This window comes from Geodermatophilus sp. SYSU D00814 (assembly GCF_054050055.1).
Window position 1 is genome coordinate 33763 of the sequence record NZ_JBJGYP010000020.1, and the last position, 24308, is coordinate 58070.

A 24308-nucleotide genomic window follows, 5' to 3' on the forward strand; every position below is an offset into this window, starting at 1 on the left:
GCTGACCCGTAGAATCGCGGCCGAACCGCGTCGACGTCAGGAGTGCCCGTGCCCCCCGCTGTGGACTCCGAGGTCGCTCTGCGCGAGCTCCTGGGCCGCATCGCCCCGGGGACGGCGCTGCGCGACGGCCTGGAGCGGATCCTGGCCGGCCGCACCGGCGCGCTGATCGTGCTGGGCTACGACCGGGTCGTGGAGTCCATCTGCACCGGCGGGTTCGCCCTCGACGTCGCCCTGTCGGCGACCCGGCTGCGCGAGCTGGCCAAGATGGACGGCGCGGTCATCCTCTCCTCCGACGGCCTGCGCATCGTGCGGGCGGGCGTGCACCTCATGCCCGACCCCACGGTCCCCACCGAGGAGTCGGGCACCCGCCACCGGACCGCCGAACGGGTGGCCGTGCAGACCGGCTTCCCGGTGATCTCGGTCAGCCAGTCGATGCACATCATCAGCGTCTATGTCGCCGGCCGGCGGTACACCCTCGAGCACCCGACGACGATCCTCGCCCGCGCCAACCAGGCGCTCGCGGCGCTGGAGCGCTACAAGCTGCGCCTCGACGAGGTGGCCAGCACGCTGTCGGCGCTGGAGATCGAGGACCTGGTCACCGTGCGCGACGCCATGAGCGTCAGCCAGCGGCTGGAGATGGTCCGCCGGATCGCCGACGAGATCGAGGGCTTCGTCGTCGAGCTCGGCACCGACGGCCGGCTGCTGGCGCTGCAGCTCGACGAGATGCTGGCCGGGGTGGAGGAGGACCGCGCGCTGCTGGTCCGCGACTACATGCCCGGCGGCGCCGCGCGCCGGCCGCGCACCATCGAGGACGTGCTCGCCGAGCTGCGCACGCTGTCGGCCACCGAACTGCTCGACCTCTCCGCGGTCGCTCGCTGCTACGGCCTGCCCACCACGCCCGACGCGCTGGACTCCCCTGTCAGCCCGCGCGGCTACCGGCTGCTGGCGCGGGTGCCCCGCCTGCCGGCCGCCATCATCGACCGGCTGGTCGAGCACTTCGGCGGGCTGCAGAAGCTGCTGGCGGCCACCATCGAGGACCTGCTGGCCGTCGAGGGGGTCGGCGAGGCACGCGCCCGCGGCATCCGCGAGGGCCTGTCGCGGCTGGCCGAGACCTCGATCCTCGACCGCTACAGCTAGACGACCTGCAGGGGGGCGTCCGGGCTGGTCTTCGTGTCCAGCCGCGCCCGCACCACGTAGCCGCCCGGCGCCACCGGCACGCGCGCCGCGGTGCAGGTCGGCTCGCTGGTCAGGCCGCTCCACGTCAGCGGGAAGACCACCTGCTCACCCGGCGCGAGCGTGCGGGTGTCGCTGCTGGTCTCGGGCTGGCAGTCGTTGCTGCCCCACAGCCGCGCGCCCGCGCCGTCGAGCAGCACCATCTCCTGCAGCTGCTTGTCCAGCACCCGGGTGCAGGGCACCGCCGCGGTGTTGGTGACGACGAGCTCGAACACCGGCGCCGATCCCGAGGGCACGGTGCCGGGGGTGCGGACCTCGAGGGCGACGACGTCGTCGCCGCACGGGGCGCCGGCCTCCTGGGCGGGCGGTGCGGGCGCCTGCGGGGCCGGTGGGGTGGTGCTCGGCGGCGGGGTCGGCGTCTGCACGCCGGCCAGCGACGGCACCACCCGGTCCAGGGCGGGGGTGCCCACCGGCGACGACGACGCCGACGAGCCGGCCGCCGCGGCGGTGTCCCCGGAGCCGGTCAGCAGCGAGACGCCGAGCCAGCTGCCCCCGCCGAGCAGGACGAGGAGGACGAGCAGCACCACGAGTCGCCGTCGCCAGTAGACGGCGGCCGGCAGGGGTCCGACCGGGTGCAGCACGAGTCGGACCGTAGTCGGCGCCGCCGCGGACCACCGCACGGGGCACGCCGTGGCCGGCGCCGGGCACACTGGACCCCCGTGAGCAGCCCGGCCGGACTCGGGGACGCCCTCGTCGACTGGTACGACACCGCCGCCCGCGACCTGCCGTGGCGGCGGCCCGGCGTGGGCCCGTGGGCGGTGCTGGTCAGCGAGGTGATGCTGCAACAGACGCCGGTGGCGCGGGTGGAGCCGGTGTGGACGGCGTGGATGGCCCGCTGGCCCGCGCCGGCCGACCTGGCCGCCGCCTCACCGGCCGAGGTCATCCGCGCCTGGGGCAAGCTCGGCTACCCGCGCCGGGCGCTGCGGCTGCGCGAGACCGCCGTCGCCCTCACCGAGCGGCACGGCGGGGCCGTCCCGGCCGACGTGGCCGCCCTGGAGGCACTGCCGGGTGTCGGCACCTACACCGCCCGGGCGGTGGCCTGCTTCGGCCACGGACAGCCCCAGCCGGTGGTGGACACCAACGTGCGGCGGGTGGTGGCGCGCCTGGTGCACGGCCGCGCCGAGGCGGGCACCGCCCGGGCCGCCGACCTCACCGACGTCGCGGCGCTGGCGCCGGCCGACCGGGAGCGGGCGTGCCGCTTCTCGGTGGCGGCGATGGAGCTCGGCGCGCTGGTCTGCGTCGCCCGCACGCCGCGCTGCGCCGTCTGCCCGGTGCGCGACCGCTGCGCCTGGCGGCTGGCCGGGTGCCCCGCCGCCGAGGGGCCGCCGCGGCGGGTGCAGCGCTTCGCCGGGACCGACCGGCAGGTGCGGGGGCGGCTGCTCGACGTGCTGCGGGCCGCGCCCGGCCCGGTACCGGCCGAGGCCCTCGACGCCGCGTGGGACGACGCCGCCCAGCGCGGGCGCTGCCTGGACTCGCTGCTGGCCGACGGGCTGGTCGAGCAGACCGGCGACGGCCTGTTCCGGCTCCCCCACTGACCGGGCCCCCTCGGGCCGCGGAATGCGGTCGTGCGACGACCCCGCGGCACGGTTCACTGGAACCCGTGCAGCTGCCCGCGGGCCTCACCGCCCGAGCTCTGACCGGCGACGACGCCCGCGCGGTGTACGAGGTGATGGCCGCGCAGGAACAGCACGACCTCGGCGTCGTCGAGATCGAGGAGGCCGACATCGTCGGGGACTGGCAGCGCCCCAGCTTCGACGTCGCGGCCGGCACGCTCGGCGTCTTCGACGGCGACCGGCTCGTCGCCTACGCGGAGGTCTCCGGCGAGGGGCGCGGGGACGCCGCCGTGCACCCGCGGTACCGCGGACGGGGCATCGGGACGGCGCTGGCCGCCTGGACCCGCCGGCGGGCCCGCGAGCGCGGCGCCTCCGTCTTCGGCATGTCCGTGCCCCAGGGCTCCCCCGCGGACGTCCTGCTGGCGAGCCTCGGCTACCACGTCCGGTGGACCTCGTGGCTGCTGGAACTCCCCGAGGACAGGCGGATCGAGGCGCAGCCGCTGCGCGAGGGGTACGCCATCCGGACGGCGGACGGCGAGGCCGACCACCGGGCCGCCTGGACCGTGGTCGAGGACGCCTTCCTCGAGTGGTCGCAGCGGGACCGCCGGTCGTTCGAGGACTTCACCGCGACGACCGTGCGCCGGCCCGGGTTCGAGCCGTGGCACCTGCGGATCGTCGTGGACCCTCAGGGCGACGTCGTCGGCGCCTGCTTCCTGGTCACCAGTGACAGCGACGGCTACGTCGACAAGCTGGCGGTGCGCCGAGACCGGCGTGGCCTCGGGCTGGCCCGAGCCCTCCTCGCGGACGCCTTCGCGAACGCCCGCCGGCACGGTGCCACGCGCTGCGAGCTGTCCACCGACTCCCGCACCGGCGCGCTCGGCCTCTACGAGCGGGTCGGGATGGTCGTGACCGGCACCTGGGTGCACCGCGCCGTGGACCTCGGACCGGTCGCCGTCCCCCGCTGACCGGGTCGCTCGCGGGTCCTGGTGGGCGTCCTCTCGCACCGCCGGGCGTCCTCCCGCACGTCCCACCGTGCGGGAGGAGGCGCCACGATCAGGTCACCTGATCGTGGCGCGGCCGTCGCGCGGGCCCCGGACGCGGCGAGGGCCGCCTCCCGCGGTGCGGGAGACGGCCCTCGTCGGTCGTGCGGGGTGGGACTACTTCTTCTCCAGGGACGTGGTGCCGCCCTGGCCGTCCTCGTCGTCGCCGACGGTCAGCGCGACCGGGGGCGTGTCGGGCAGGTCGATCGGCTTGGCCTCGCCGCGGAAGGTGAACTTCGCGGTCGGGCCCTCGCCCTCGACGTCCACCACGATGATCTGACCGGCGGTCAGCTCGCCGTAGAGGATCTTCTCCGACAGCGCGTCCTCGATCTCGCGCTGGATGGTCCGGCGCAGCGGCCGGGCACCCAGCACCGGGTCGAACCCGCGGGCCGCCAGCAGCTTCTTGGCGTCCTGCGTGATCTCCAGGGACATGTCCTTGTTCGCCAGCTGGCCCTCCACGCGGGCGACCATGAGGTCCACGATCTGGATGATCTCGTCCTCGGTCAGCTGGTGGAACACGACGATGTCGTCGATGCGGTTGAGGAACTCCGGCCGGAAGTGCTGCTTGAGCTCCTCGTTGACCTTGTTCTTCATCCGCTCGTAGTTGGACTGGCTGTCGTTGCCGACCTGGAAGCCCAGCCCCACGGCCTTGGAGATGTCGCGCGTACCGAGGTTGGTCGTGAGGATCAGGATCGTGTTCTTGAAGTCCACGATCCGGCCCTGACCGTCGGTGAGCCGACCGTCCTCGAGCACCTGCAGGAGCGTGTTGAACACGTCCGCGTGCGCCTTCTCGATCTCGTCGAAGAGGACCACCGAGAACGGCTTGCGCCGCACCTTCTCGGTCAGCTGGCCGCCCTCGTCGTAACCGACGTAGCCGGGAGGGGCACCGACCAGACGCGACACGGTGAACCGGTCGTGGAACTCGCCCATGTCGATCTGGATGAGCGCGTCGTCCTCGCCGAAGAGGAACTGCGCGAGCGCCTTGGCGAGCTCGGTCTTACCGACACCCGAGGGGCCGGCGAAGATGAACGAGCCACCGGGACGACGCGGGTCCTTGAGACCTGCGCGGGTGCGCCGGATCGCCTGGCTGACGCTCTTGATGGCCTCTTCCTGGCCGATGATCCGCTTGTGGAGTTCGTCCTCCATGCGGAGCAGACGCGTGGTCTCCTCCTCGGTGAGCTTGAAGACGGGGATGCCGGTCCAGTTGGCCAGCACCTCGGCGATCTGCTCGTCGTCGACCTCGGCGACGACGTCCATGTCGCCGGCCTTCCACGCCTTCTCGCGCTCGGCCTTCTCGCCCAGCAGCTGCTTCTCGCGGTCGCGCAGCGACGCCGCCTTCTCGAAGTCCTGCGCGTCGATCGCGGACTCCTTCTCCCGGCGGATGCCGGCGATGCGCTCGTCGAACTCGCGCAGGTCCGGCGGCGCGGTCATCCGCTTGATCCGCATCCGGGCGCCGGCCTCGTCGATCAGGTCGATCGCCTTGTCGGGCAGGAAGCGGTCGGAGATGTACCGGTCGGCCAGCGTGGCGGCGGCGACGAGCGCGCCGTCGGTGATGCTGATCCGGTGGTGCGCCTCGTAGCGGTCGCGCAGGCCCTTGAGGATCTCGATCGTGTGGGTGAGCGTCGGCTCGCCCACCTGGATCGGCTGGAACCGCCGCTCGAGCGCGGCGTCCTTCTCCAGGTGCTTGCGGTACTCGTCGAGCGTGGTGGCACCGATGGTCTGCAGCTCGCCGCGGGCCAGCATCGGCTTGAGGATGCTGGCGGCGTCGATCGCGCCCTCGGCGGCACCGGCCCCGACGAGGGTGTGGATCTCGTCGATGAACAGGATGATGTCGCCGCGAGTGCGGATCTCCTTGAGGACCTTCTTCAGGCGCTCCTCGAAGTCACCGCGGTAGCGCGACCCGGCGACGAGGGCGCCGAGGTCGAGGGTGTAGAGCTGCTTGTCCTTCAGGGTCTCGGGGACCTCGCCCTTGACGATGGCCTGGGCCAGGCCCTCCACGACGGCGGTCTTGCCGACGCCGGGCTCGCCGATGAGGACGGGGTTGTTCTTGGTCCGCCGCGAGAGGACCTGCATGACCCGCTCGATCTCCTTGGCCCGCCCGATGACCGGGTCGAGCTTGGAGTCGCGCGCGGCCTGGGTCAGGTTGCGGCCGAACTGGTCGAGCACCAGCGAGGTCGACGGCGTGCCCTCGGACGGGCCACCGGCAGCGGCCGGCTCCTTGCCCTGGTAGCCGGAGAGCAGCTGGATGACCTGCTGGCGGACGCGGTTGAGGTCGGCACCCAGCTTGACCAGGACCTGCGCGGCGACGCCCTCGCCCTCGCGGATCAGGCCGAGCAGGATGTGCTCGGTGCCGATGTAGTTGTGGCCGAGCTGCAGGGCCTCGCGCAGGGACAGCTCGAGGACCTTCTTGGCCCGCGGCGTGAAGGGGATGTGGCCGGAGGGGGCCTGCTGGCCCTGGCCGATGATCTCCTCGACCTGCTGGCGGACGCCCTCGAGCGAGATGCCGAGGGACTCGAGGGCCTTGGCAGCGACGCCCTCACCCTCGTGGATCAGGCCCAGGAGGATGTGCTCGGTGCCGATGTAGTTGTGGTTGAGCATCCTGGCCTCTTCCTGCGCCAGGACGACCACCCGTCGGGCTCGGTCGGTGAACCGTTCGAACATGCGCTGCTTCTCCTCTGACCGGCTGGTCCGGCACTGCCCTCCCCGTGCCTGGGGAGGAGCACCCGACGTCCGTCGGCGCGCTGGGGCACCGGTCTTTCCACTGTAGTCACGGACCACGCCGTCCTGTCGGCCTCGACCGGCGGGCGGTGGGTGGCTGCCCGGTCCAACCGATGGTGCCCTGGCGGTGTTCCGATCGGGTTACGCCGACAGCGGACGGCGCGTCAGGACCGCAGACGCCGTCGGCCCGGCCCCCCGCGGGGACCGGGCCGACGGTGACGTGCTGGAACGGCCCCCTCGCAGGGGCCCACCCCGAGCGGGGTGACGTGCTGGAACGGCCCCCTCGCAGGGGCCCACCCCGAGCGGGGTGACGTGCTGGAACGGCCCCCTCGCAGGGGCCCACCCCGAGCGGAGCGAGGGGTGGGGGGCGAGGGGGTCCTTCCTCAGTGCGCGGCCTCGTAGGCCTCGACGACGCTGGCCGGGATGCGGCCGCGGTCGCTGACGTTGTGGCCGTTCTTGCGGGCCCAGTCGCGGATGGCGCCGGCCTGCTCCCGGTCCATGCGGCCACCGCCACCGGTGGCGCGGGAACGGCCGCCGCCGGAGGCGCGGCCACCGCCGCTGCGGCTCACCTTGCGGGCGGCCTGCACGTAACGGGAGAACGTGTCACGCAGTTCCGTGGCGTTCTTCTCCGACAGGTCGATCTCGTAGTTCGTGCCGTCGAGGGAGAAGCTCACCGTCTCGTCGGCGGGGACGTCCTCGTCGAGGTCGTCGCTCAGGATCACCTGGACCTTGCGCGCCATTCTCTGTCTCACTCCTCCTCGGCCCCGTGGCCGGACGATTTGGTCGCCTCGGTCGACGACGCGGCCATTCCACCACACAGGAGCGCGAGAAGACGAATAGCACACCGCAGTTCGCCCAATACGGGGAGGAATCGTCCGATCGGGACGCGTGGTATCAGGAAATGGGGCGCACCAAGGGGAACAGGATCGTCTCCCGGATGCCGAGACCGGTGAGCGTCATCATCAGCCGGTCGATTCCCATGCCGACGCCGCCGCTGGGCGGCATCCCGTACTCGAGGGCCTCGAGGAAGTCCTCGTCGAGCACCATCGCCTCGGGGTCGCCCGCGGCGGCGAGCAGCGCCTGCTGGGTGAACCGCTCGCGCTGCACGACCGGGTCGACCAGCTCGGAGTACCCGGTCCCGCGCTCGACGCCGCCGATGTAGAGGTCCCACTTCTCGGCCAGCCCCGGCGTCGTCCGGTGCGCCCGGGTCAGCGGCGAGGTGTCGACCGGGTAGTCGACGACGAACGTCGGCGCCTGCAGCGAGTCCTGGACCAGCGCCTCGAACAGCTCCTCGACCACCTTGCCCGGCAGCCACGCGGGGTCCACGCCGACGTCGTGCCGCCCGGCGAGCGCCCGCAGGTGCTCCACCGGCGTCTCCGGCGAGACCTCCTCGCCGACGGCGTCGGAGACCAGCGAGTACAGCGGCACGTGCGGCCACTCCCCGGACAGGTCGATCTCGGTGCCGTCGTGGTGGCGGGCGACGTGGTCGCCGAACAGGGCCGCGCAGCACTCCTGCACCAGCTCCCGGGTGGTGCGCGCGACGTCGGTGTAGTCCGCCCACGCCTCGTAGAACTCCAGCATCGCGAACTCCGGGGAGTGCGAGCTGTCGGCGCCCTCGTTGCGGAAGTTGCGGTTGATCTCGAAGACCTTCTCCAGGCCGCCCACGATGCACCGCTTGAGGAACAGCTCCGGTGCGATGCGCAGGTACAGGTCGAGGTCGAAGGCGTTCATGTGGGTGCGGAACGGCCGGGCCGCGGCGCCGCCGTGCACCGTCTGCAGCATCGGGGTCTCGACCTCGAGGAAGCCCCGCCCGGTCAGGCCGGCCCGGAGCGCCGCCACCACCGCGGCCCGCTGGCGCACGGTGCGGCGGGCCTCGTCGCGGACGATGAGGTCGACGTAGCGGCGGCGCACCCGCAGCTCCTCGCTCATCGGCTTGTGCGCCACCGGCAGCGGGCGCAGCGCCTTGGCCGCCATCTGCCAGGAGTCGGCGAACACCGACAGCTCGCCGCGCCTGGACGTGCCGACCTCGCCCTCGACGAAGACGTGGTCACCGAGGTCGACGTCGGCCTTCCAGGCGTCGAGTGCCTCGGCACCGACCCGGTCGCGGGAGAGCATGACCTGCAGCTCGGCGTCGCCCTCGCGCAGCGTCGCGAAGCACAGCTTGCCGGTGTTGCGGCTGAAGATGACCCGGCCGGTGACGCCCACCCGGTCACCGGTCAGCGTGTCCGGCTCCAGGTCGGGGTGCGCGGCGCGGACGTCGGCCAGCGAGGTCGTGCGGGCCACCGTGACCGGGAAGGGGTCCGTGCCGGCCTCGCGCAGCCGGTCGAGCTTGGCGCGCCGCACGCGCAGCTGCTCGGGGAGCTCGTCGTCCAGCGGGCCGGGGGGTTCGTCGGTCACGGCGCCCGAGCCTACGGCCGTGCGCCGCGACACCCCGGCGGTCACCGGCGGCCGGCCGCCTGGGAGCGCTCGAAGGCCAGCCGCAGCCCGTGGACGGTGAGGTCGGGCTCGCGGGCACCGATCGACCGGCAGCTGTCGGCCACCAGGGGCGCCAGGCCACCGGTGGCGACGACGACCGGCTCGCGGCCGAACTGTGCCACCAGCTCACCGCCGATGCGGTCGACGAGCCCGTCGACGAGGCCGGCGAAGCCGAGGACGACGCCGGACTGCAGCGCCGCGACGGTGTTCTTGCCGATCGCCTGCGGCGGGACGGTGAGCTCGACGGAGCGCAGCTGCGCCGCGCGCGAGGCCAGCGCCTCCAGGCTGACCTCCAGGCCCGGCGCGAGCGCACCGCCGAGGAACTGCCCGCCCGGGCCGACGGCGTCGACGTTGGTGGAGGTGCCGAAGTCGACGACGACGACCGGCCGGGTGCGTCCGTCCGGGGCGGTGCCGAACAGCTCGTGGGCGGCCAGCGCGGTGACGACGCGGTCGGCGCCCACCTCGCGCGGGTTGTCCACGTGCAGCGGGACGCCGGTGCGCACGCCGGGGCCGATGAGCACGACCGGCACCTCGAGGGAGTCCAGCAGCCCGCGCAGCGCCGGCAGCAGCGCCGGGACCGTGGAGCAGGCGGCGACGCCGGTGACCTCGGTGTCGCGCAGCAGGCCGCGCCACAGCATCCGCAGCTCGTCGGAGGTGGCCCGCGCGTGCGTTGTCACCCGCCAGCAGCCCACCCGCCGGGCGCCGTCGAAGGTGGCCAGCACGGTCTGGCTGTTGCCGACGTCGACGGTGAGCAGCACCGGGCTCAGCTCCGCAGGTCGAGGGCGAGGTCGAGGATCGGCGAGGAGTGCGTGAGCGCGCCGACCGACAGGAAGTCCACGCCGGTCGCGGCCACCTCGCGGGCGACGGCGAGGGTCAGCCCGCCGGTGGCCTCCAGCTCCGCGCGGCCGCCGACCAGCGCCACGACCTCGCGCAGCTGCGCGGGGGGCATGTTGTCCAGCAGCAGGAAGTCCGCGCCGGCCTCGACCGCCTCCAGCGCCTGCGCCGGGGTGTCGGCCTCCACCTGCACCGGCACCCGCGGCGCCCGCTCGCGCACCGCGGCGACGGCGGCCGCGACCGAGCCGGCGGCAGCGACGTGGTTGTCCTTCACCATCGCGACGTCGTAGAGGCCCATCCGCTTGTTCGACCCGCCGCCGCAGCGCACGGCGTACTTCTCCAGCGGGCGCAGGCCCGGCGTGGTCTTGCGGGTGTCGAGGACCACCGCCCCGGTGCCGGCCACGGCGTCGACCCAGGCGCGGGTGGCGGTGGCGATGCCGCTGGCCCGGCTGGCGATGTTGAGCGCGCTGCGCTCGGCGGCCAGCAGCGCCCGCACCGGGCCGCGCACGGTGAGCAGCACGTCGCCGCGGGCGACCCGGGCGCCGTCGGCGGCCCCGGCGGTGAGCGTCGCGCCGGGCGCCAGCCGGGTGAACACCCGGGCGGCGACCGGCAGGCCGGCGACGACGCCGTCGGCGCGGGCGACGAGGTCGACGGTCCCGTACTGGGCGGGCGGCACGGTGGCGGCGCTGGTGACGTCGAGGGTGACGGCCAGGTCGGGCTCGCTGGGCAGCACCGCGCCGCCGGCGAGGTCCTCGGCCAGCGTGCGCTCCACGAGGTCGTCGACCCACGCCTCCGACAGCCCGGTGCCCTCCAGCGAGCGCGGGTCGGCGCTCACCACGGGGTTCCCACCGGCGCGCCGACCGGGCGGCGGGTCAGCGTCAGCCGCCCGTCGCCGTCGAGGCGGACGTCGAGGTGCACCCGCCACCGCTCCTCGCTGTCGGGGTGGTCCTCGCGCCAGTGGCAGCCGCGGGTCTCCTCCCGGGCGGTGGCCGCGGCGGTCAGCGCGCTGGCGACCGTGAGCAGCCCGGTGGCCTCCCAGCTCTCGACGCCGGGCGCCGCGCCCGGCCCGTCGGCCAGCGAGGCGGCGAGCCCGGCCAGCGCGGACGTGGCCTCGGCCAGCCCGGCGCCCGAGCGCAGCGCCGCGACCCGGCCCGACATGGTGTCGGTGACCGCCCGGCGCCCGGCCGGGTCGAGCAGCCCGCCCGTCGCCGGGGCCGCCGCCACCGCCGGGGCCGAGGGCGGCAGCGCGCGGGCCAGGTCCTCCCCGATGCGGGCGGCGAACACCAGCCCCTCCAGCAGCGAGTTCGACGCCAGCCGGTTGGCCCCGTGCACCCCGGTGCAGGCCACCTCGCCGCAGGCGTAGAGGCCCGGGACGGTGGTGCGCCCGGACAGGTCGGTGGCCAGCCCGCCGGAGGCGTAGTGCGCGGCGGGGGTGACCGGCACCAGCTCGCTGACCGGGTCGACGCCGCCGGCCCGGCAGCGCGCGACGATCGTCGGGAACCGCTGCGCCACCCCGGGGATCCCGCGGGCGTCGAGCCACACGTGGTCGACGCCGTCGCGCAGCTGCACCCGGGTGATCGCCTTGGCGACGACGTCGCGCGGGGCGAGCTCGGCCAGCGAGTGCACGCCGAGCATGAACCGCTCCCCCGCGTCGTCGCGCAGCACCGCGCCCTCGCCGCGCAGCGCCTCGCTGACCAGTGGCTGCTGCCCGCGGACGCCGGGGCCCAGGTACAGCGACGTCGGGTGGAACTGCACGAACTCGAGGTCGGTGGCGACCGCGCCGGCGCGCAGGCCCAGCGCCACGCCGTCGCCGGTGGAGACCGGCGGGTTCGTGGTGGCGGCGTAGACCTGCCCCATCCCGCCGGTGGCGAGCACGACCGCGCGGGAGCGCACCGCGCCGACGCCGTCCTCGGTCCCCTCGCCGAGGACGTGCAGGGTGACCCCCGCGGCGCGGCCGGTGGCGTCGGTGAGCAGGTCGAGCACCATCGCGTGCTCGACGAGGGTGATGGCGGGGTCGGCGTGCACCGCCTCGCACAGCGCGCGCATGACCTCGGCCCCGGTGGCGTCGCCGCCGGCGTGCACGATCCGGTCGGCGGTGTGCCCGCCCTCGCGGGTCAGCAGCAGCCGGCCCTCGGCGTCGCGGTCGAAGCCGGCGCCCCACCCGATGAGCTGGTGCAGCCGGGCCGGGCCCTCGGTCACCAGGGCGCGCACGGCGGCCGGCTCGCACAGCCCGACGCCGGCCACCTCCGTGTCGCGGGCGTGCGCCTCCGGGGTGTCGGCGGGGTCGAGCACGGCGGCGATGCCGCCCTGGGCCCAGCGGGTCGAGCCGTCGTCGACCCGGACCTTGGTGACGACGGCGACCGACAGGCCGGCCGCGCGCGCGTGCAGCGCGACGCACAGCCCGGCGACACCGGAGCCGACGACGCAGACGTCGGCCGACAGCTCCCACCCGGGCGCCGGGGCGGCGAGCCGGGTGGGCAGCCCGGTGACGGTCGGCGCCGCGAGCGTGGTCACCGGACCGGCACGCCGAGGTCGCTGCGGCGCTGGTCCTGCGCGCCGGGGACGGGGGCGGACGGGTCGCCGCCGAGCTCGACGACGCGGTTGGCGCCGTCGACGTGCACGACCTTCGGGATGTACGCCTTGGCCTCGGTCTCGTCCATGACGCCGTAGCTGATCAGGATGACCAGGTCGCCCGGGTGCACCAGGTGCGCGGCGGCGCCGTTGATGCCGATCACGCCGCTGCCCCGCTCGCCGGGGATGGCGTAGGTCTCCAGCCGGGCCCCGTTGGTGACGTCGACGATCGCGACCTGCTCGCCGGGGAGCAGGTCGGCGGCGTCGAGCAGGTCCTCGTCGATCGTCACCGACCCGACGTAGTGGAGGTCGGCCTGGGTCACCGTCGCCCGGTGGATCTTGGACTTGAGCATCGTGCGCATCATCGGGGGCCTCCCAGCAGGACGGCGGTGTTGTCGAGGAGTCGGGTGCTGCCGGCGCGGACGGCGACCAGCAGGCGGGCGGGGCCGGCCGCGGGCGCGGGGCCGAGGTCGGGGCCGGTGAGCTCGAGGTAGTCGGGCACCAGCTGCGGCGCGGTGGCGAGGACCTCCCCCGCCGCGGCGAGGACGGCGTCGGCGCCCCGGGGACCGGCGTCGGCCCCGGCGCGCAGTGCCCGGCTCACCGTGGCCGCGCGGGCCCGCTCCCTGGGCGAGAGGTAGCGGTTGCGGCTCGACAGCGCCATGCCGTCGTCCTCGCGGACGGTGGGCACGCCGACGACCTCCACCGGCAGCGCGAGCTCGCGGACCATGGCCCGGACGAGGGTGAGCTGCTGGTAGTCCTTCTCGCCGAAGAACGCGAGGTCCGGCCGGGCCAGGCCGAACAGCTTCGCGACGACGGTGAGCACGCCGGCGAAGTGCCCGGGCCGCACCGCGCCCTCGAGCACCGCGCCGCGCGGGCCGGGGTCGACGGTCACGCCGAGCGCGCCCGGCGGGTACACCTCGTCGACCGGCGGGTGGAAGACGACGTCGGCGCGCTCCTCGGTGAGCGCGTCGAGGTCGGCGTCCCAGGTGCGGGGGTAGCGGTCGAGGTCCTCGCCGGGGCCGAACTGGGTCGGGTTGACGAACACCGAGACGACCACGCTCCCGGCCCGCTCGCGGGCGGCGCGCACCAGCGTGCGGTGCCCCTCGTGCAGCGCGCCCATGGTGGGCACCAGGGCGACCGGGCCGGGCAGCCCGGCGACGACGTCGCGCAGCCGCGCCGCGGTCTCGGCGACGACCGGGCGGGTGCTCGTGGTCACCGCGAGCCCGCCGGGTCGGCGGCCTCGTAGAGCAGGTCGAGCAGCGGGGCGCCCTCGTGCCGCTTGAGCCGGCCCGCGGCCAGCGCGCGCTCGGTGGTGCGCTGCGCCATGGCGACGTAGGCGGCCACCGACGCGGGGGCCCGGTCGGTGAGCGTCTCGAGGTGGTCGGCGACGGTGCCGACGTCGCCGCGGCTGACCGGGCCGGTGAGCCCGCGGTCGCCGCGGCGCAGCCCGTTGTCCAGCGCGGCGGTGAGCAGCGGGGCCAGCACCCGGGCGGGGCTGTCGACGCCGGCGGCGCGCAGCAGGTCGGCGGCCTCGGCGACGAGGGTGACCAGGTGGTTGGCGCCGGTGACCAGCGCGGCGTGGTAGAGCCGCCGGTCGTCCTCGGCGACGAAGAACGGCTCGCCGCCCATCTCGAGCACCAGGGTCTCGGCGACCGGCCGGTGGGCGGGCCGGCTGGTGACGCCGAAGGGGGTGCCGGGCAGCCGGTCGGCGTCCTCGGGGACGCCGGTGAAGGTCATGGCCGGGTGCAGCGCGAGCGGCAGGACGCCGGCTCGCTCGGCGGGCTCGAGGGCGGACAGGCCGTGGGCGCCGGAGGTGTGGAAGGCGATCTGGCCGGCGCGCCAGGAACCGGTGCCGGCGAGGCCGGCGACCAGCCCGGTGAGGATGTCGTCGGGCACGGCCAGGACGACCAGGTCGGCCGCGGCGACGACCTCGTCGGCGGGCAGCAGCGGGACGCCGGGCAGCAGCCGGCGGGCGCGCTCGGCGGACGCGGCGGACAGGCCGGAGGCGGCGACCACGTCGTGGCCTGCGGCGGCGAGGGCGGCGCCCAGGACGGCGCCGACGCGGCCGGCACCGATGATCCCGACGCGGAGCCGGGCGGGGGCGCTGTCGGCGGGCGGGAGCCCGGCGGCGCGGGGGGTCCTGCGGGCAGCAGGCATCGCGGTCACCTCTCGTTCCAGTCCCTCGCGGGTACCGGACTCGGTGGCCGGGCCGTCGTCGTCGACGCCCCGGGGGGTGCGGGGTGGTGCTCGGGTGTGCCGGCGGGGCGCCCGCTGCGACCGGGTGTGTCACGCGGACGGCTCGCTGATGGCGAGTGTGGGTCGGCCCGCCGCGAGTGGCAACGCGCCGCCCTGTGGAGTGGGTCACGCTGCCCGGGTCAGGGGCGGGCCGCGGGCGCTCCCTACCGTGGGCGGCGGCACCGGCGCCGACGCGGCCGCCGGCGGACACGAGGGGGCGGGCGTGGGCACGTTCGAGGGACGCACGGCACTGGTCACCGGCGGCAGCCGCGGCATCGGGCTGGCGATCGCGCGCAGCCTGGTCGACCGGGGTGCCCGGGTGGTGCTCACCGCCCGCAAGCCGGAGGCACTGGAGGAGGCGGTCACCGCGCTCGGCGGCCCGGAGGTCGCGGTGGGCGTGGCCGGGAACGCCGGGGACGCCGCGCACCGGACCGAGGCTGTGCGCACCGCCGTCGAACGCTTCGGCAGCCTCGACCACCTGGTCGGCAACGTCGGCATCAACCCGGTCTACGGCCCGATGGTCGACCTCGACCTCGATGCCTTCCGCAAGATCCTCGACACCAACGTCGTCGGCACGCTGGGCCTGGTGCAGGAGGCCTGGCGGGCGTGGATGGCCGAGCACGGCGGCTCGGTGCTGGTGGTGGCCTCGGTGGCGGGGCTCAAGTCCTCGCCGATGATCGGCGGCTACGGCGTGAGCAAGGCGGCGCTGGTCAACCTGGTCACCCAGCTGGCCGTCGAGCTGGGGCCGCGGGTGACGGTCAACGGGGTGGCCCCGGCGGTGGTCAAGACCCGCTTCGCCGGCGCGCTGTACGAGGGCCGCGAGGAGGAGGCCGCCCGCGCCTACCCGGTCGGCCGGCTCGGGGAGCCCGAGGACGTGGGCGAGGCCGCGGCCTACCTGCTGGGCGCCGGCTGGGTCACCGGGCAGACCCTGGTGCTCGACGGCGGCGCGCTCTCCCGGGGTCCGGCCTAGCGTCCGAGGACCCGCGCCGGCACGTCCTGGTCCGGCGCGCCGTCGTCGGGTGCCTCGTCGCGGTAGCGCCGCCGGCGGCCGCCGGGCCGCACGCCGCTCTCGGCGAGGATCTCCGCCAGCCGGGCGGCGCCCGGGTCGTCGGCCGGCCCGGCGGGCACGGCCGCGGTGCCGGCGTGACCGGCCGCCACGGTGTGCACGGCGGGGCGCTGGACGGTCGGCCGCTCGTAGGTCGCCGGCGCGTGCGGCGCGGCCGGCGGGTCGGTGCGGCGGCGGGCCGGGTGGCCCCGGTCGGCCGCCGGGGGCACGGGGACGGCGGGCAGCGGGCGGGCCACCGGCGCGGGCTGCGGCTCGACCGGGACGGCGGACCAGTCGCCGGTCAGCTCGCGGGCGACGTCGGCCGACCACGCCGCGGTGGCCGGCTCCAGCGGCTCGCGGCCGGGCCCGGTGCGCACCGACTGGGCGTGCATCACCACCCGCTCGACCCGCATCTCCCCCGAGAGCGGGCCGGCGAGCCGCTCGCCCAGCTCGGCGCGCAGCCGCCCGACGTCGGCCCGCAGCGCGCCCAGCCCGGCCAGCCCGGCGTGCAGCTCCCCGTGCAGCGCGCCGGCCGCGGCCACCTCGCGGCGCAGCGCGTCGAGTGCGGACAGCCCCTCGCGCAGGCCGGTGAGCTCCGCGCGCAGGGCGTCGAGCTCCCGGCGGACGGCGGCCTCGGCGTCGCGGCGCACCTGCTCGGTGCGCTCCCGCTCGGTCTCGCGCAGGGTGTCGAGCTCGCGCCGGTGGGCCGCCCGCAGCTCGGCCGCCGTCTCGCCGGGGACGGCCGGGCCGGCGGGTCCGGGCGCGCGGTCGTCGTCGCGGGCGGGGCGCGCGGTGGCGAAGGCGGCCAGCAGGCAGGCCCAGGCGACGGCGACCACGGCGACGCGCAGCACCTGCGGGTCGTCGCTCAGGAAGACCACCGCGGTGGCGCCGACGGCGGCGGCGCAGCCGAGCGCCAGCCCGGCGACCCGCCGGGACGACCGGGCCCCGCCGGTCCCCTCCCCCGTCGTCCGCACGGCACTCAGGGTAACGGTGAGCGAGCCCCTGGTCGCGGCACGCAGTCGTCCCGTGTGCCGCGGGCTCCCCCCGGTGTCGAGAGCCCGCGGCCCGAGTGAGCAGGTGTGGTCCGCGACACGCACTGGCGCGCTGTGCCGGGCACCCACACCTGCTCACTCGGCAGGCCCTCCCCGGATCCGCCGGTCGTCAGCCTTGGGCGAGGGCGCCGTCGGAGCTGAAGACCAGGCCCATCGAGACCTCGCCCTGCTGGATCGCGGCCTTGGTCAGCGGGCCGCCGGCGTCGAACTCCCGGAACTCGGCGAACTGCAGGCCGTAGGTCTGCTCCAGCCCCGGCTGGCAGAACGGCCGGGTCGGGCACTCGGCCGGACCGCCCAGGACCAGCGACCCGTCGCCGCAGGCGTCGGCGAGCTCGGACAGCGTGCTGACGCCGAGCTGGTCGGCGAACTCCTGGGTCACCGCGAAGGCGTTCTGGTCGGCGGCCTCCGACGGGGTGCCGAAGGTCAGCCCGACCTGGTCGGCCAGCGGCTGCAGGGCGTCCCGGGTGGCCTGCGGGTCGCCGCTGGCGATCGGGGTCGGGTTGGGGCCGTTGACCTGCGCGTTGAGCGCCTCGGTCACGGTGGCCAGGTACTCCGGGAAGACCTGCAGGTCGGTGCCGGAGATGAGCGCGGGGAGGTAGGTGTCGCGGTTGCCGACCTCGCGCACGCTGGCGTCGAACCCGGCGGCGTCGAGGACCCCGGCGTAGACGTTGGCGAGGATCGTCGACTCGGTGAAGTTGCCGGCGCCGACGATGATCGGCCCGCTGCCCTGCTCGAGGCCGTCGGTCACCCCGCTCTCCTCGACCCACGCGGCGGCGACGTCCTCGGCGCTCTGCCGCTCGAGGTCCACCGCGGCGTTCATGTCGATGAGCTGGTCGGTGGTCATCGCGGCCGACACCGCGTCCAGCGCCGGCAGCAGCGCCGGGTTGGCGGCGGCGGTGGCCGAGGTGATCGCCGGGACGATGTTGTCGGCGTTCTGCAGCTGCTGGTCGTCCTCGAGGACGACGAGCTGGTCGCCGGCCACCGGGGCGCAGGCGTCGCCGCCGGCGGCCGAGCCGCTGGCGGTGGAGCCGCCGGTACCGGAGGAGCCCGACTCGCCGCAGGCGGCGGTGAGCAGGAGCCCGGCGAGCAGGAGGGGGGTGAGTGCGCGTGGCTGACGCATGTGTCCGCCTTCTGTGTCCCGTGCGGCGCGGGCCGCGACGCGTGTCTGGCGGGGGTCCCCGCGCGCACATGCAACCCCCGGCGATCCGCCCAGGGCAATCACGGAGCGGATGTGTTGTCCGGTCGTTACACGGGAGCGCTCGGCCGCGGCCCCGGGGTCACAGCGGAACGCCGCTGGCCGTCGGTTCCGGAACGCCACCGGGCGTCCTCGAGGCCCTGACGTGCAGGAACGGCAGCCGGCGGGGGCCCGGGGTGACCGCCCAGGACAGCGCCGCCAGGACCGCCTCCGTCAACAGGGCGAGCCCGGCCACGAGGATGGCCCCGGCGATCATGACGCCGTAGTCCTGCTGGCCGAAGCCGAGGTTGATCAGCCGGCCCAGCCCCCCGCCACCGACCAGCGCGGCCAGCCCCGCCGTCGCCACCACCTGGACGGCGGCGGTGCGGATCCCGGTCATCACCAGCGGCAGGGCCAGCGGCACCTCGACGCGGCGGAGCACCTGCCCGCGGCTCATGCCCATGCCGCGGGCGGCCTCGCGCAGCTCGGGGTCGACACCGCGGAACCCGACGAAGGTGTTGGTCAGGATCGGCGGGATCGCGAAGACGGCCAGGGCGATCGTCGTCGCCCGGTTGCCGAAGCCGATGGGGCTCACCGCGAACAGGGTGAGCAGCGCCAGGGTGGGCACCGCGCGGCTGACGTTGGACAGCACCACGACCAGCCCGCCGCCGCGGCGGGCGGTGCCCAGCGCCGTGCCGATCGGCAGCGCGACGACCATCGCCGCGAGCACCGCCACGGCCGAGATGACCAGGTGCTCGACGGCGAGGTCGAGGATCCCGTTGGGCCGGGTCCAGTTGTACGGGTCGTTGAGGTACAGCAGCGCCCGCTCGAAGTCGTTCACGTCCGCACCGCCCGCGTCCAGGGGGTGAGCGCCCGCTCGGCCGCGGCCAGCAGGACGTCGGCCAGCAGCGCGAGCAGCACGCAGCCGACCGCCCCGGTGACGATCTCGGCGCGGTAGAAGTTCGCGGCGAACCCGCCGGTGATCAGCTGGCCCAGCCCGCCGTGGCCGACCAGGACGCCGACCGTCGTGAGCGCCACGGTGGACACCGTCGCGATCCGCAGCCCGGCCATGAACGCCGGGAGCGCGAGGGGCAGGTCCACCCGCCGGAACGTCTGCGCCGGCGACAGCCCCATCCCGCGGGCGGCCTCGCGGACGTCGGCGGGCACCCCCTGCAGGCCGGCGAGGAAGTTGCGGACCAGGATGACCAGCGAGTACGCGACCAGCCCGATGAGCACGGTGTTCGACGACAGCCCGGTGAAGGGCACCAGCAGCGCGAACATCGCCAGCGACGGGATCGTGTAGACGACGGTGGACAGCCCCAGCACCGGCGCCGACAGGTAGCGGCTGCGGCGGGCGAGCAGCGCGAGCGGCAGCGCGAGCGCCGCCCCGATGACCACCGCGAGCACGGTGAGGCGGACGTGCTCGCCGGTGTAGGCCAGGATGGTGTCCCAGTTGTCGGTCACGTAGGACGGGTCGAACCACGGGTTCGGGGCCTCGTCCACCGCGAGCAGCCCCACCACCGGGTCGCTCACCGCGTCCACCAGAGGGCGCGCACCCAGGGAGGTCACCCCGTGGACGCTACTGCCGGGACGGGTCCGCAGCGCGCTGCCGGGGACGGCACCGCACAGGAGATCCGGCTCGAGGGGGTGAGCAAGACCTACCCCGACGGCACCGTCGGCGTGGCGCAGCTGGACCTGACCTTCGCCGCCGGGGAGCTCAGCGTCCTCGTCGGCCCCTCCGGCTGCGGCAAGACCACCACCATGAAGATGATCAACCGGGTGATCGAGCCGACGACGGGTCGCATCCTGCTCGGCGGCGAGGACGTCACCCGCGTCGACGCCGACCGGCTGCGCCGCCGCATCGGCTACGTCATCCAGAACGTCGGCCTCTTCCCCCACCAGACGGTGCGGGCGAACGTGGCCACCGTGCCGCGGCTGCTCGGCTGGGACCGGCGGCGCACCCGCGAGCGGGTCGACGAGCTGCTGACCACGGTGGGCCTGGACCCCGCCGTCCACGGCGACCGCTACCCCGCCCAGCTCTCCGGCGGGCAGCGGCAGCGGGCCGGGGTGGCGCGGGCGCTGGCCGCCGACCCCGCCGTCCTGCTCATGGACGAGCCGTTCTCGGCGGTCGACCCGGTGGTGCGCGAGCGGCTGCAGACGGAGTTCCTCCGGCTGCAGGAGACGGTGCGCAAGACGATCGTGTTCGTCACCCACGACATCGAGGAGGCCGTCCGCATCGGCGACCGGATCGCGGTGATGAGCTACGGCGGGCACGTGGAGCAGTTCGCTCCGCCCGCCGAACTGCTGGGCCGCCCGGCCAACGACTTCGTCGCCGACTTCGTCGGGGCCGACCGCGGGCTCAAGCGGCTGGCGGTCACCGGCATCTCGGTCGAGGACCTGGAGCGGCCGCCGGTGGTGCACGTCGCCGACGGGCTGGCCGACGCCCGGGCCTCGATGGCCGCCGTCGGCGCCCGGTGGGCGGTCGTCCTCGACGACGACGGCCGGCTGCACGGCTGGCTGTCGGCCGAGCGGGCCACCGGCGCGGGCACGGTGGGGTCGGCCGCGCGGCGGATGGAGGCCTGGGTGCCGGTCGACGCGACGCTGAAGACGGCGTTCGCCACGATGCTGCAGCACGAGGCGGGCTGGGTCGCGGTGCTCCACGGCGACGTCTTCCTCGGGGTGCTCACCCCCACCTCGCTGCACGCGGCGCTGCGCCGGTCGGTGGAGGGCACGGCGCCGGAGACCGCCGGCGCAGCGATCGCCGGGAACGGCTGAGCCGCCGACCGTCACACGACGGCGGCGAGCCCTCCCACGGCGAAGGCGGCGCCGACCAGCAGCGCCGCCTTCGGGACTCTGGCCCGCACGGTCCCGTCGCCCGCGGCGCGGCGCCGGAGCGCCTGGAGCCGGTCGCGCACCCGCTGCCCGTGCGACAGGCCGGCGGCGAGCAGCACCAGGCAGGGCAGGCAGTAGACCAGGGCGTAGCCGGCCAGCAGCCCCACCGCCGGGAGGACCGGGACGGCGGCGGCCAGCAGCCGCTCGATCGCGACCAGGTAGGGGAAGGCGTTGGGGAGGTCGGCGGCGGTCACCAGCACCCCGGCCGGGAGGGCCGTCCAGGTCCCGAACCACGGCGGCAGCCGCACCTCGCGCCGAGGGCGGGTCCGCAGCCGGCGGACGGCCGCCACCAGCAGCAGGACTGCGGCCAGGGCCAGGGCCGCGCGGCGGATCCACACGGTCCCGCCCTGCAGGGCGTCGGCCAGCGTCCCGGCACCGAGGTACAGCGCGGTCCCGGCGGCGAGGACCGTGGCGTAGGCCCCGGCCACGTAGAGCAGGGCGACCCGGCCGGGATGCGCGACCGGGGACAGCAGGATGAGGGCGACCCCGAGGATCGTCGCGGGGTTGACCGAGTCGAGGAGGGCGAGTCCCGCGAGTCCCGCCAGCAGCTCACCGCTCATGACACGACGTCCATGCTGAGACTTTATCGTCTCATCTGAGACGCTGTCATATCACGACGAGAGGAGCGCCCGTGCCCACGGACGACGAGACGATCGCCCGAGCCGCGGCCCGCCTGCTGGCCGGGCGCCCGGGCGCCTCGATGGAGGAGATCGCCGCCGCCGCCGGGGTCAGCCGCGCCACCCTGTTCCGCCGGCACCCCTCCCGCGCGGCGCTGGTGGCCGACCTGTCCAGGCGTGCGGTGGAGGCGTACGCCGGGGCGGTCGACCGGGCGGAGCCGGAGTCCGGTCCGGCGCCGGAGGCGCTGCGGCGGGTGTCGACCGGGCTGGCCGCGCTCGGACCGCAGCACGGCGCGCTCGCGGTGCAGCCGCTGGCCGACCAGGTCGAGGCCGACCTGCTCGCGCGGGCGCGGGCCACCGACGACCGCATCCGCGCGCTGGTGCGGCGCGGGCAGGAGGCCGGCGACTTCCGCGTCGACCTCCCGGCCGACTGGGTCGTGATCACCGTGACCTGGCTGGTCGTCGGCGCCGCCGAGGGCCTGCGCACCGGCCGGGTGGCCGCCGCCGACCTCGATCGGCTGGTCACCGAGACGGTGCTGGCCGCCGTGTCGAGGCCCTGGTCGTCGAGGCCGCGGTGATCGAGGCCCGGGTCGTCCGGCCCGGTCAGGCCCGGACGCCGTCGCCCGGCGGCTCGTCGTCGCCGTCGGGCGGGACCCGGCAGACCGACTCCAGCCACAGCGCCGCCGCGGTCAGCGCCGCGGCGCACGCGATCCCGACGACGGCGGTGACGGTGTCGCTGCCGGCGGCCGAGAGGCGGGCCACCGACGGCGCCACGTGCACCAGCACGCCGGCCCACACCCCGGTGAAGACGGCGCCCACGTAGGCGCTGGCCTGGGCGAGCACCGCCAGACGGGCGACCAGCATCGGCTCGACCGGGCGCACCAGCGGGGCGCCGGGCTCCTCGCGGCGCGGTCCGCCGCGGCGGGCGGCGCGCTGGGCGGCGAGACGGGCGCGCAGGGTGCGGGCGCCGAGCGCCTCGGCGACCGCCAGCACGGCCAGCGGGACCGGCAGCCACCAGCGCAGCGGCGGCAGCGACCCGTAGGTGGCCCGCACGACCAGCCAGGAGGCGAGCGCCAGCCCGGCGGCGACCACCACGAGGTCCCGTCGGTTGACCGGCCTCACCGCAGGTGCTCCCACGGCACGACCGCGGCGACGTCCTCCGGCGGCAGCGCGGCCACCAGGTCGGCCACCGGGCCGCGGCCGGGCAGCACGGCGGCGGGGTCCAGCGACAGCCACGGCACCAGCACGAACGCGCGCTCGTGGGCGCGCGGGTGCGGCAGCGTGAGGGCCGGGTCGTCGGAGAGCACCGGGGTGCCGTCCTCGCCGGTCACCGTGACGACGTCGACGTCGAGGGTGCGCGCCCCCCAGCGGACCTCACGGGTGCGCCCGGCGGCCTGCTCGAGCTCGTGCGCACGGGCCAGCCAGCCGGCGGCGTCGCGCTCGCCGCGGACGACCACCACGGCGTTGAGGTAGGGCGGCTGCTCGACCGGGCCCCACGGCGGGGTCTCGTACAGCCGGGAGCGGGCCACCAGCCCGTCGGGCCGCAGCGCCTCGATCGCGCCGCGCAGGGCCCCGGCGCGGTCGCCGAGGTTGGCGCCCAGGGACAGGACGGCGCGGCTCACGGGCGCTCACGCCGGATGGTGACGGTGACGTCGTCGAAGGGGACGCCGAGGTCGGCCTGCGGCTTGTGCACGGTGATCTCGGCGGCCTGCACCAGCGGGTCGGCCAGGCAGGCGTCGGCCAGCCGCCGGCACAGCGTCTCGAGCAGGTCGACCGGCTCGCCGGTGAGCACGGCGTGCAGCCGCTGGGCGAGCTCGGCGTAGTTCACCGTCAGCGCGAGGTCGTCGGTGGCGGCGGCCGGGGCGGTGTCGACCTCGAGGACGGCGTCGACGGAGAACGTCTGCCCGTTGTCGCGTTCGAAGCCGTAGACGCCGTGGTGGGCGTGCGCGGTCAGCCCGCGGACGGCGATCCGGTCGGGGGTGCCGCCGCCGGGGGTGGGCTGCTCAGTCACGGCGGCTCTCCTCGCGGGCGCGCTGGACGGCGGCCACGGTGGCGACGGCGTCGGCGGAGGCGGCGGCGTCGTGGACCCGCACCCCCCAGGCGCCGGCCTCGGCGGCCAGGACGGTGGTGGCGAGGGTGGCGGCGTCCCTCCCGGCCGCGGGGCGCGGCGCCCCGCCGGGGCCGGCGAGCAGCCGGCCGAGGAAGGACTTGCGGGAGCTGCCGACCAGCACCGGCAGGCCGAGGGCGACCAGCCGGGGCAGCGCGGCGAGCAGCGCCCAGTTGTGCGCGGCCTGCTTGGCGAAGCCCAGGCCGGGGTCGAGCACGAGCTGGGTGGTGTCGACCCCGGCGGCCAGCGCGGCGTCGACCCGGGCGGACAGCTCCGCGCAGACCTCGCCGACGACGTCGTCGTACTCGGCGCGGGCGTACATCTCCCGGCTGTGGCCGCGCCAGTGCATGAGCACCCACGGGACGCCGGCGTCGGCGACCAGCGCGGCCATCCCGTCGTCGGCCAGCCCGCCGCTGATGTCGTTGACCAGCACCGCCCCGGCCGCGAGTGCGGCCTCGGCGACCTCGGTGCGGGTGGTGTCGACGCTCGCCCGGACACCGGCGGCGGCCAGGTCCCGGACGACGGGGACGACGCGGCGGCGCTCCTCGGCGGCGTCGACCCGGTCGGCGCCCGGGCGGGTGGACTCACCGCCCACGTCGACGTAGTCCGCGCCGGCGGCGGCCATCGCCAGGCCGTGGGCGACCGCGGAGTCCCGGTCGGCGAAGCAGCCGCCGTCGGAGAAGGAGTCGGGCGTGACGTTGAGGACGCCCATCACCACGCACCGTCCCGGGTGCAGCAGCTGCGCCCCGGGTGCGCTCACCG

At 75.8% G+C, this 24308-nt stretch carries 25 protein-coding genes; 6 read left to right on the forward strand and 19 right to left on the reverse strand.

What is annotated here, in order from left to right:
* Positions 1-48: 48 nt before the first annotated feature.
* The gene (gene disA / locus ACI780_RS16465) at positions 49-1137 is read left to right on the forward strand and encodes a DNA integrity scanning diadenylate cyclase DisA (RefSeq protein WP_089405208.1); all 1089 of its coding nucleotides are present in this window, start codon (positions 49-51) and stop codon (positions 1135-1137) included.
* Here disA and ACI780_RS16470 read toward each other — a convergent pair.
* The gene (locus tag ACI780_RS16470; RefSeq protein WP_456868878.1) at positions 1134-1814 is read right to left on the reverse strand and encodes a MucR family transcriptional regulator; all 681 of its coding nucleotides are present in this window, start codon (positions 1812-1814) and stop codon (positions 1134-1136) included. The two genes, disA and ACI780_RS16470, sit on opposite strands and share 4 nt — an antisense overlap.
* 78 nt (positions 1815-1892) lie before the next feature.
* On the opposite strand from ACI780_RS16470, the gene ACI780_RS16475 reads away from it, so the two are divergent.
* Entirely contained in the window at positions 1893-2768 is an 876-nt protein-coding gene (locus tag ACI780_RS16475; RefSeq protein ID WP_456868879.1) for an A/G-specific adenine glycosylase, read from the forward strand.
* A 65-nt stretch (positions 2769-2833) separates the two neighbouring features.
* A complete protein-coding gene (locus ACI780_RS16480) occupies positions 2834-3751 on the forward strand; it encodes a GNAT family N-acetyltransferase (protein ID WP_456868880.1) in 918 nt (305 codons plus the stop codon).
* A 192-nt stretch (positions 3752-3943) separates the two neighbouring features.
* On the opposite strand, the gene ACI780_RS16485 is transcribed toward ACI780_RS16480, so the two are convergent.
* From ACI780_RS16485 to ACI780_RS16525, 9 genes are all read right to left on the reverse strand, one after another.
* Positions 3944-6487 carry an ATP-dependent Clp protease ATP-binding subunit gene (locus tag ACI780_RS16485; protein WP_456868881.1) on the reverse strand — a complete coding sequence of 848 codons (2544 nt, stop codon included), beginning with the start codon at positions 6485-6487 and terminating at the stop codon, positions 3944-3946.
* 440 nt (positions 6488-6927) lie between these two features.
* A complete protein-coding gene (locus tag ACI780_RS16490) occupies positions 6928-7284 on the reverse strand; it encodes a histone-like nucleoid-structuring protein Lsr2 (RefSeq protein WP_456868882.1) in 357 nt (118 codons plus the stop codon).
* 154 nt (positions 7285-7438) lie between these two features.
* Complete coding sequence (lysS, locus tag ACI780_RS16495; RefSeq protein WP_456868883.1) at positions 7439-8941, reverse strand: lysine--tRNA ligase; 1503 nt, start codon at positions 8939-8941, stop codon at positions 7439-7441.
* A 41-nt stretch (positions 8942-8982) separates the two neighbouring features.
* A complete protein-coding gene (locus tag ACI780_RS16500; RefSeq protein WP_456868884.1) occupies positions 8983-9777 on the reverse strand; it encodes a type III pantothenate kinase in 795 nt (264 codons plus the stop codon).
* A 5-nt stretch (positions 9778-9782) separates the two neighbouring features.
* Positions 9783-10688 carry a carboxylating nicotinate-nucleotide diphosphorylase gene (gene nadC / locus ACI780_RS16505; RefSeq protein WP_457004252.1) on the reverse strand — a complete coding sequence of 302 codons (906 nt, stop codon included), beginning with the start codon at positions 10686-10688 and terminating at the stop codon, positions 9783-9785.
* The gene (locus ACI780_RS16510) at positions 10685-12367 is read right to left on the reverse strand and encodes an L-aspartate oxidase (protein WP_457004254.1); all 1683 of its coding nucleotides are present in this window, start codon (positions 12365-12367) and stop codon (positions 10685-10687) included. Before ACI780_RS16510 ends, nadC begins: the two co-directional genes overlap by 4 nt.
* Positions 12364-12789 (reverse strand): aspartate 1-decarboxylase, encoded by a 426-nt coding sequence (gene panD, locus ACI780_RS16515; RefSeq protein WP_456868887.1) that lies wholly within the window; start codon positions 12787-12789, stop codon positions 12364-12366. Before panD ends, ACI780_RS16510 begins: the two co-directional genes overlap by 4 nt.
* Entirely contained in the window at positions 12786-13640 is an 855-nt protein-coding gene (gene panC / locus ACI780_RS16520) for a pantoate--beta-alanine ligase (protein WP_457004257.1), read from the reverse strand. The genes panD and panC overlap by 4 nt, the downstream gene beginning before the upstream one ends.
* Positions 13637-14581, reverse strand: a complete 945-nt coding sequence (locus ACI780_RS16525; protein ID WP_456868889.1) for a Rossmann-like and DUF2520 domain-containing protein — start codon at positions 14579-14581, stop codon at positions 13637-13639. Before ACI780_RS16525 ends, panC begins: the two co-directional genes overlap by 4 nt.
* Before the next feature lie 301 nt (positions 14582-14882).
* Here ACI780_RS16525 and ACI780_RS16530 point away from each other — a divergent pair, with 301 nt between their 5' ends.
* Positions 14883-15629: an SDR family oxidoreductase gene (locus ACI780_RS16530; protein WP_456868890.1), complete on the forward strand. Its 747-nt coding sequence runs from the start codon at positions 14883-14885 to the stop codon at positions 15627-15629.
* On the opposite strand, the gene ACI780_RS16535 is transcribed toward ACI780_RS16530, so the two are convergent.
* The 4 genes from ACI780_RS16535 to ACI780_RS16550 form a co-directional block, all read right to left on the reverse strand.
* A complete protein-coding gene (locus tag ACI780_RS16535; RefSeq protein WP_457004260.1) occupies positions 15626-16678 on the reverse strand; it encodes a DUF6779 domain-containing protein in 1053 nt (350 codons plus the stop codon). The genes ACI780_RS16530 and ACI780_RS16535 overlap by 4 nt on opposite strands.
* A gap of 187 nt (positions 16679-16865) precedes the next feature.
* The gene (locus ACI780_RS16540) at positions 16866-17876 is read right to left on the reverse strand and encodes a glycine betaine ABC transporter substrate-binding protein (RefSeq protein ID WP_456868892.1); all 1011 of its coding nucleotides are present in this window, start codon (positions 17874-17876) and stop codon (positions 16866-16868) included.
* A 157-nt stretch (positions 17877-18033) separates the two neighbouring features.
* Complete coding sequence (locus ACI780_RS16545) at positions 18034-18771, reverse strand: ABC transporter permease (protein ID WP_456868893.1); 738 nt, start codon at positions 18769-18771, stop codon at positions 18034-18036.
* Positions 18768-19499 carry an ABC transporter permease gene (locus tag ACI780_RS16550; protein ID WP_457004262.1) on the reverse strand — a complete coding sequence of 244 codons (732 nt, stop codon included), beginning with the start codon at positions 19497-19499 and terminating at the stop codon, positions 18768-18770. Before ACI780_RS16550 ends, ACI780_RS16545 begins: the two co-directional genes overlap by 4 nt.
* Before the next feature lie 78 nt (positions 19500-19577).
* Between ACI780_RS16550 and ACI780_RS16555 the strand changes: the two genes are divergently transcribed.
* Entirely contained in the window at positions 19578-20705 is a 1128-nt protein-coding gene (locus ACI780_RS16555) for an ABC transporter ATP-binding protein (RefSeq protein WP_457004263.1), read from the forward strand.
* Between the two features lie 11 nt (positions 20706-20716).
* Here ACI780_RS16555 and ACI780_RS16560 read toward each other — a convergent pair whose 3' ends face one another.
* Positions 20717-21382, reverse strand: a complete 666-nt coding sequence (locus tag ACI780_RS16560) for a GAP family protein (RefSeq protein WP_457004265.1) — start codon at positions 21380-21382, stop codon at positions 20717-20719.
* Between the two features lie 71 nt (positions 21383-21453).
* Here ACI780_RS16560 and ACI780_RS16565 point away from each other — a divergent pair, with 71 nt between their 5' ends.
* Positions 21454-22017 (forward strand): TetR/AcrR family transcriptional regulator, encoded by a 564-nt coding sequence (locus ACI780_RS16565; RefSeq protein ID WP_457004267.1) that lies wholly within the window; start codon positions 21454-21456, stop codon positions 22015-22017.
* Between the two features lie 25 nt (positions 22018-22042).
* Here ACI780_RS16565 and ACI780_RS16570 read toward each other — a convergent pair whose 3' ends face one another.
* The 4 genes from ACI780_RS16570 to folP are packed head-to-tail and all read right to left on the reverse strand — an operon-like array spanning position 22043 to position 24306.
* Complete coding sequence (locus tag ACI780_RS16570; RefSeq protein ID WP_456868898.1) at positions 22043-22561, reverse strand: DUF3180 domain-containing protein; 519 nt, start codon at positions 22559-22561, stop codon at positions 22043-22045.
* Positions 22558-23061, reverse strand: coding sequence for a 2-amino-4-hydroxy-6-hydroxymethyldihydropteridine diphosphokinase (gene folK, locus ACI780_RS16575; protein WP_457004269.1), 504 nt, complete (start codon positions 23059-23061; stop codon positions 22558-22560). Before folK ends, ACI780_RS16570 begins: the two co-directional genes overlap by 4 nt.
* Complete coding sequence (gene folB, locus ACI780_RS16580) at positions 23058-23450, reverse strand: dihydroneopterin aldolase (RefSeq protein ID WP_457004271.1); 393 nt, start codon at positions 23448-23450, stop codon at positions 23058-23060. Before folB ends, folK begins: the two co-directional genes overlap by 4 nt.
* Positions 23443-24306, reverse strand: coding sequence for a dihydropteroate synthase (gene folP / locus ACI780_RS16585; RefSeq protein WP_457004273.1), 864 nt, complete (start codon positions 24304-24306; stop codon positions 23443-23445). The genes folB and folP overlap by 8 nt, the downstream gene beginning before the upstream one ends.
* Positions 24307-24308: the final 2 nt, after the last annotated feature.

Bases quoted from the DNA above. Each gene is read 5' to 3' on its own strand.
- ACI780_RS16560 (WP_457004265.1), bottom strand. From the start codon at position 21,382: ATGAGCGGTGAGCTGCTGGCGGGACTCGCGGGACTCGCCCTCCTCGAC.
- panD (WP_456868887.1), bottom strand. From the start codon at position 12,789: ATGATGCGCACGATGCTCAAGTCCAAGATCCACCGGGCGACGGTGACC.
- ACI780_RS16525 (WP_456868889.1), bottom strand. From the start codon at position 14,581: ATGCCTGCTGCCCGCAGGACCCCCCGCGCCGCCGGGCTCCCGCCCGCC.
- ACI780_RS16490 (WP_456868882.1), bottom strand. From the start codon at position 7,284: ATGGCGCGCAAGGTCCAGGTGATCCTGAGCGACGACCTCGACGAGGAC.
- ACI780_RS16540 (WP_456868892.1), bottom strand. From the start codon at position 17,876: ATGCGTCAGCCACGCGCACTCACCCCCCTCCTGCTCGCCGGGCTCCTG.
- ACI780_RS16485 (WP_456868881.1), bottom strand. From the start codon at position 6,487: ATGTTCGAACGGTTCACCGACCGAGCCCGACGGGTGGTCGTCCTGGCG.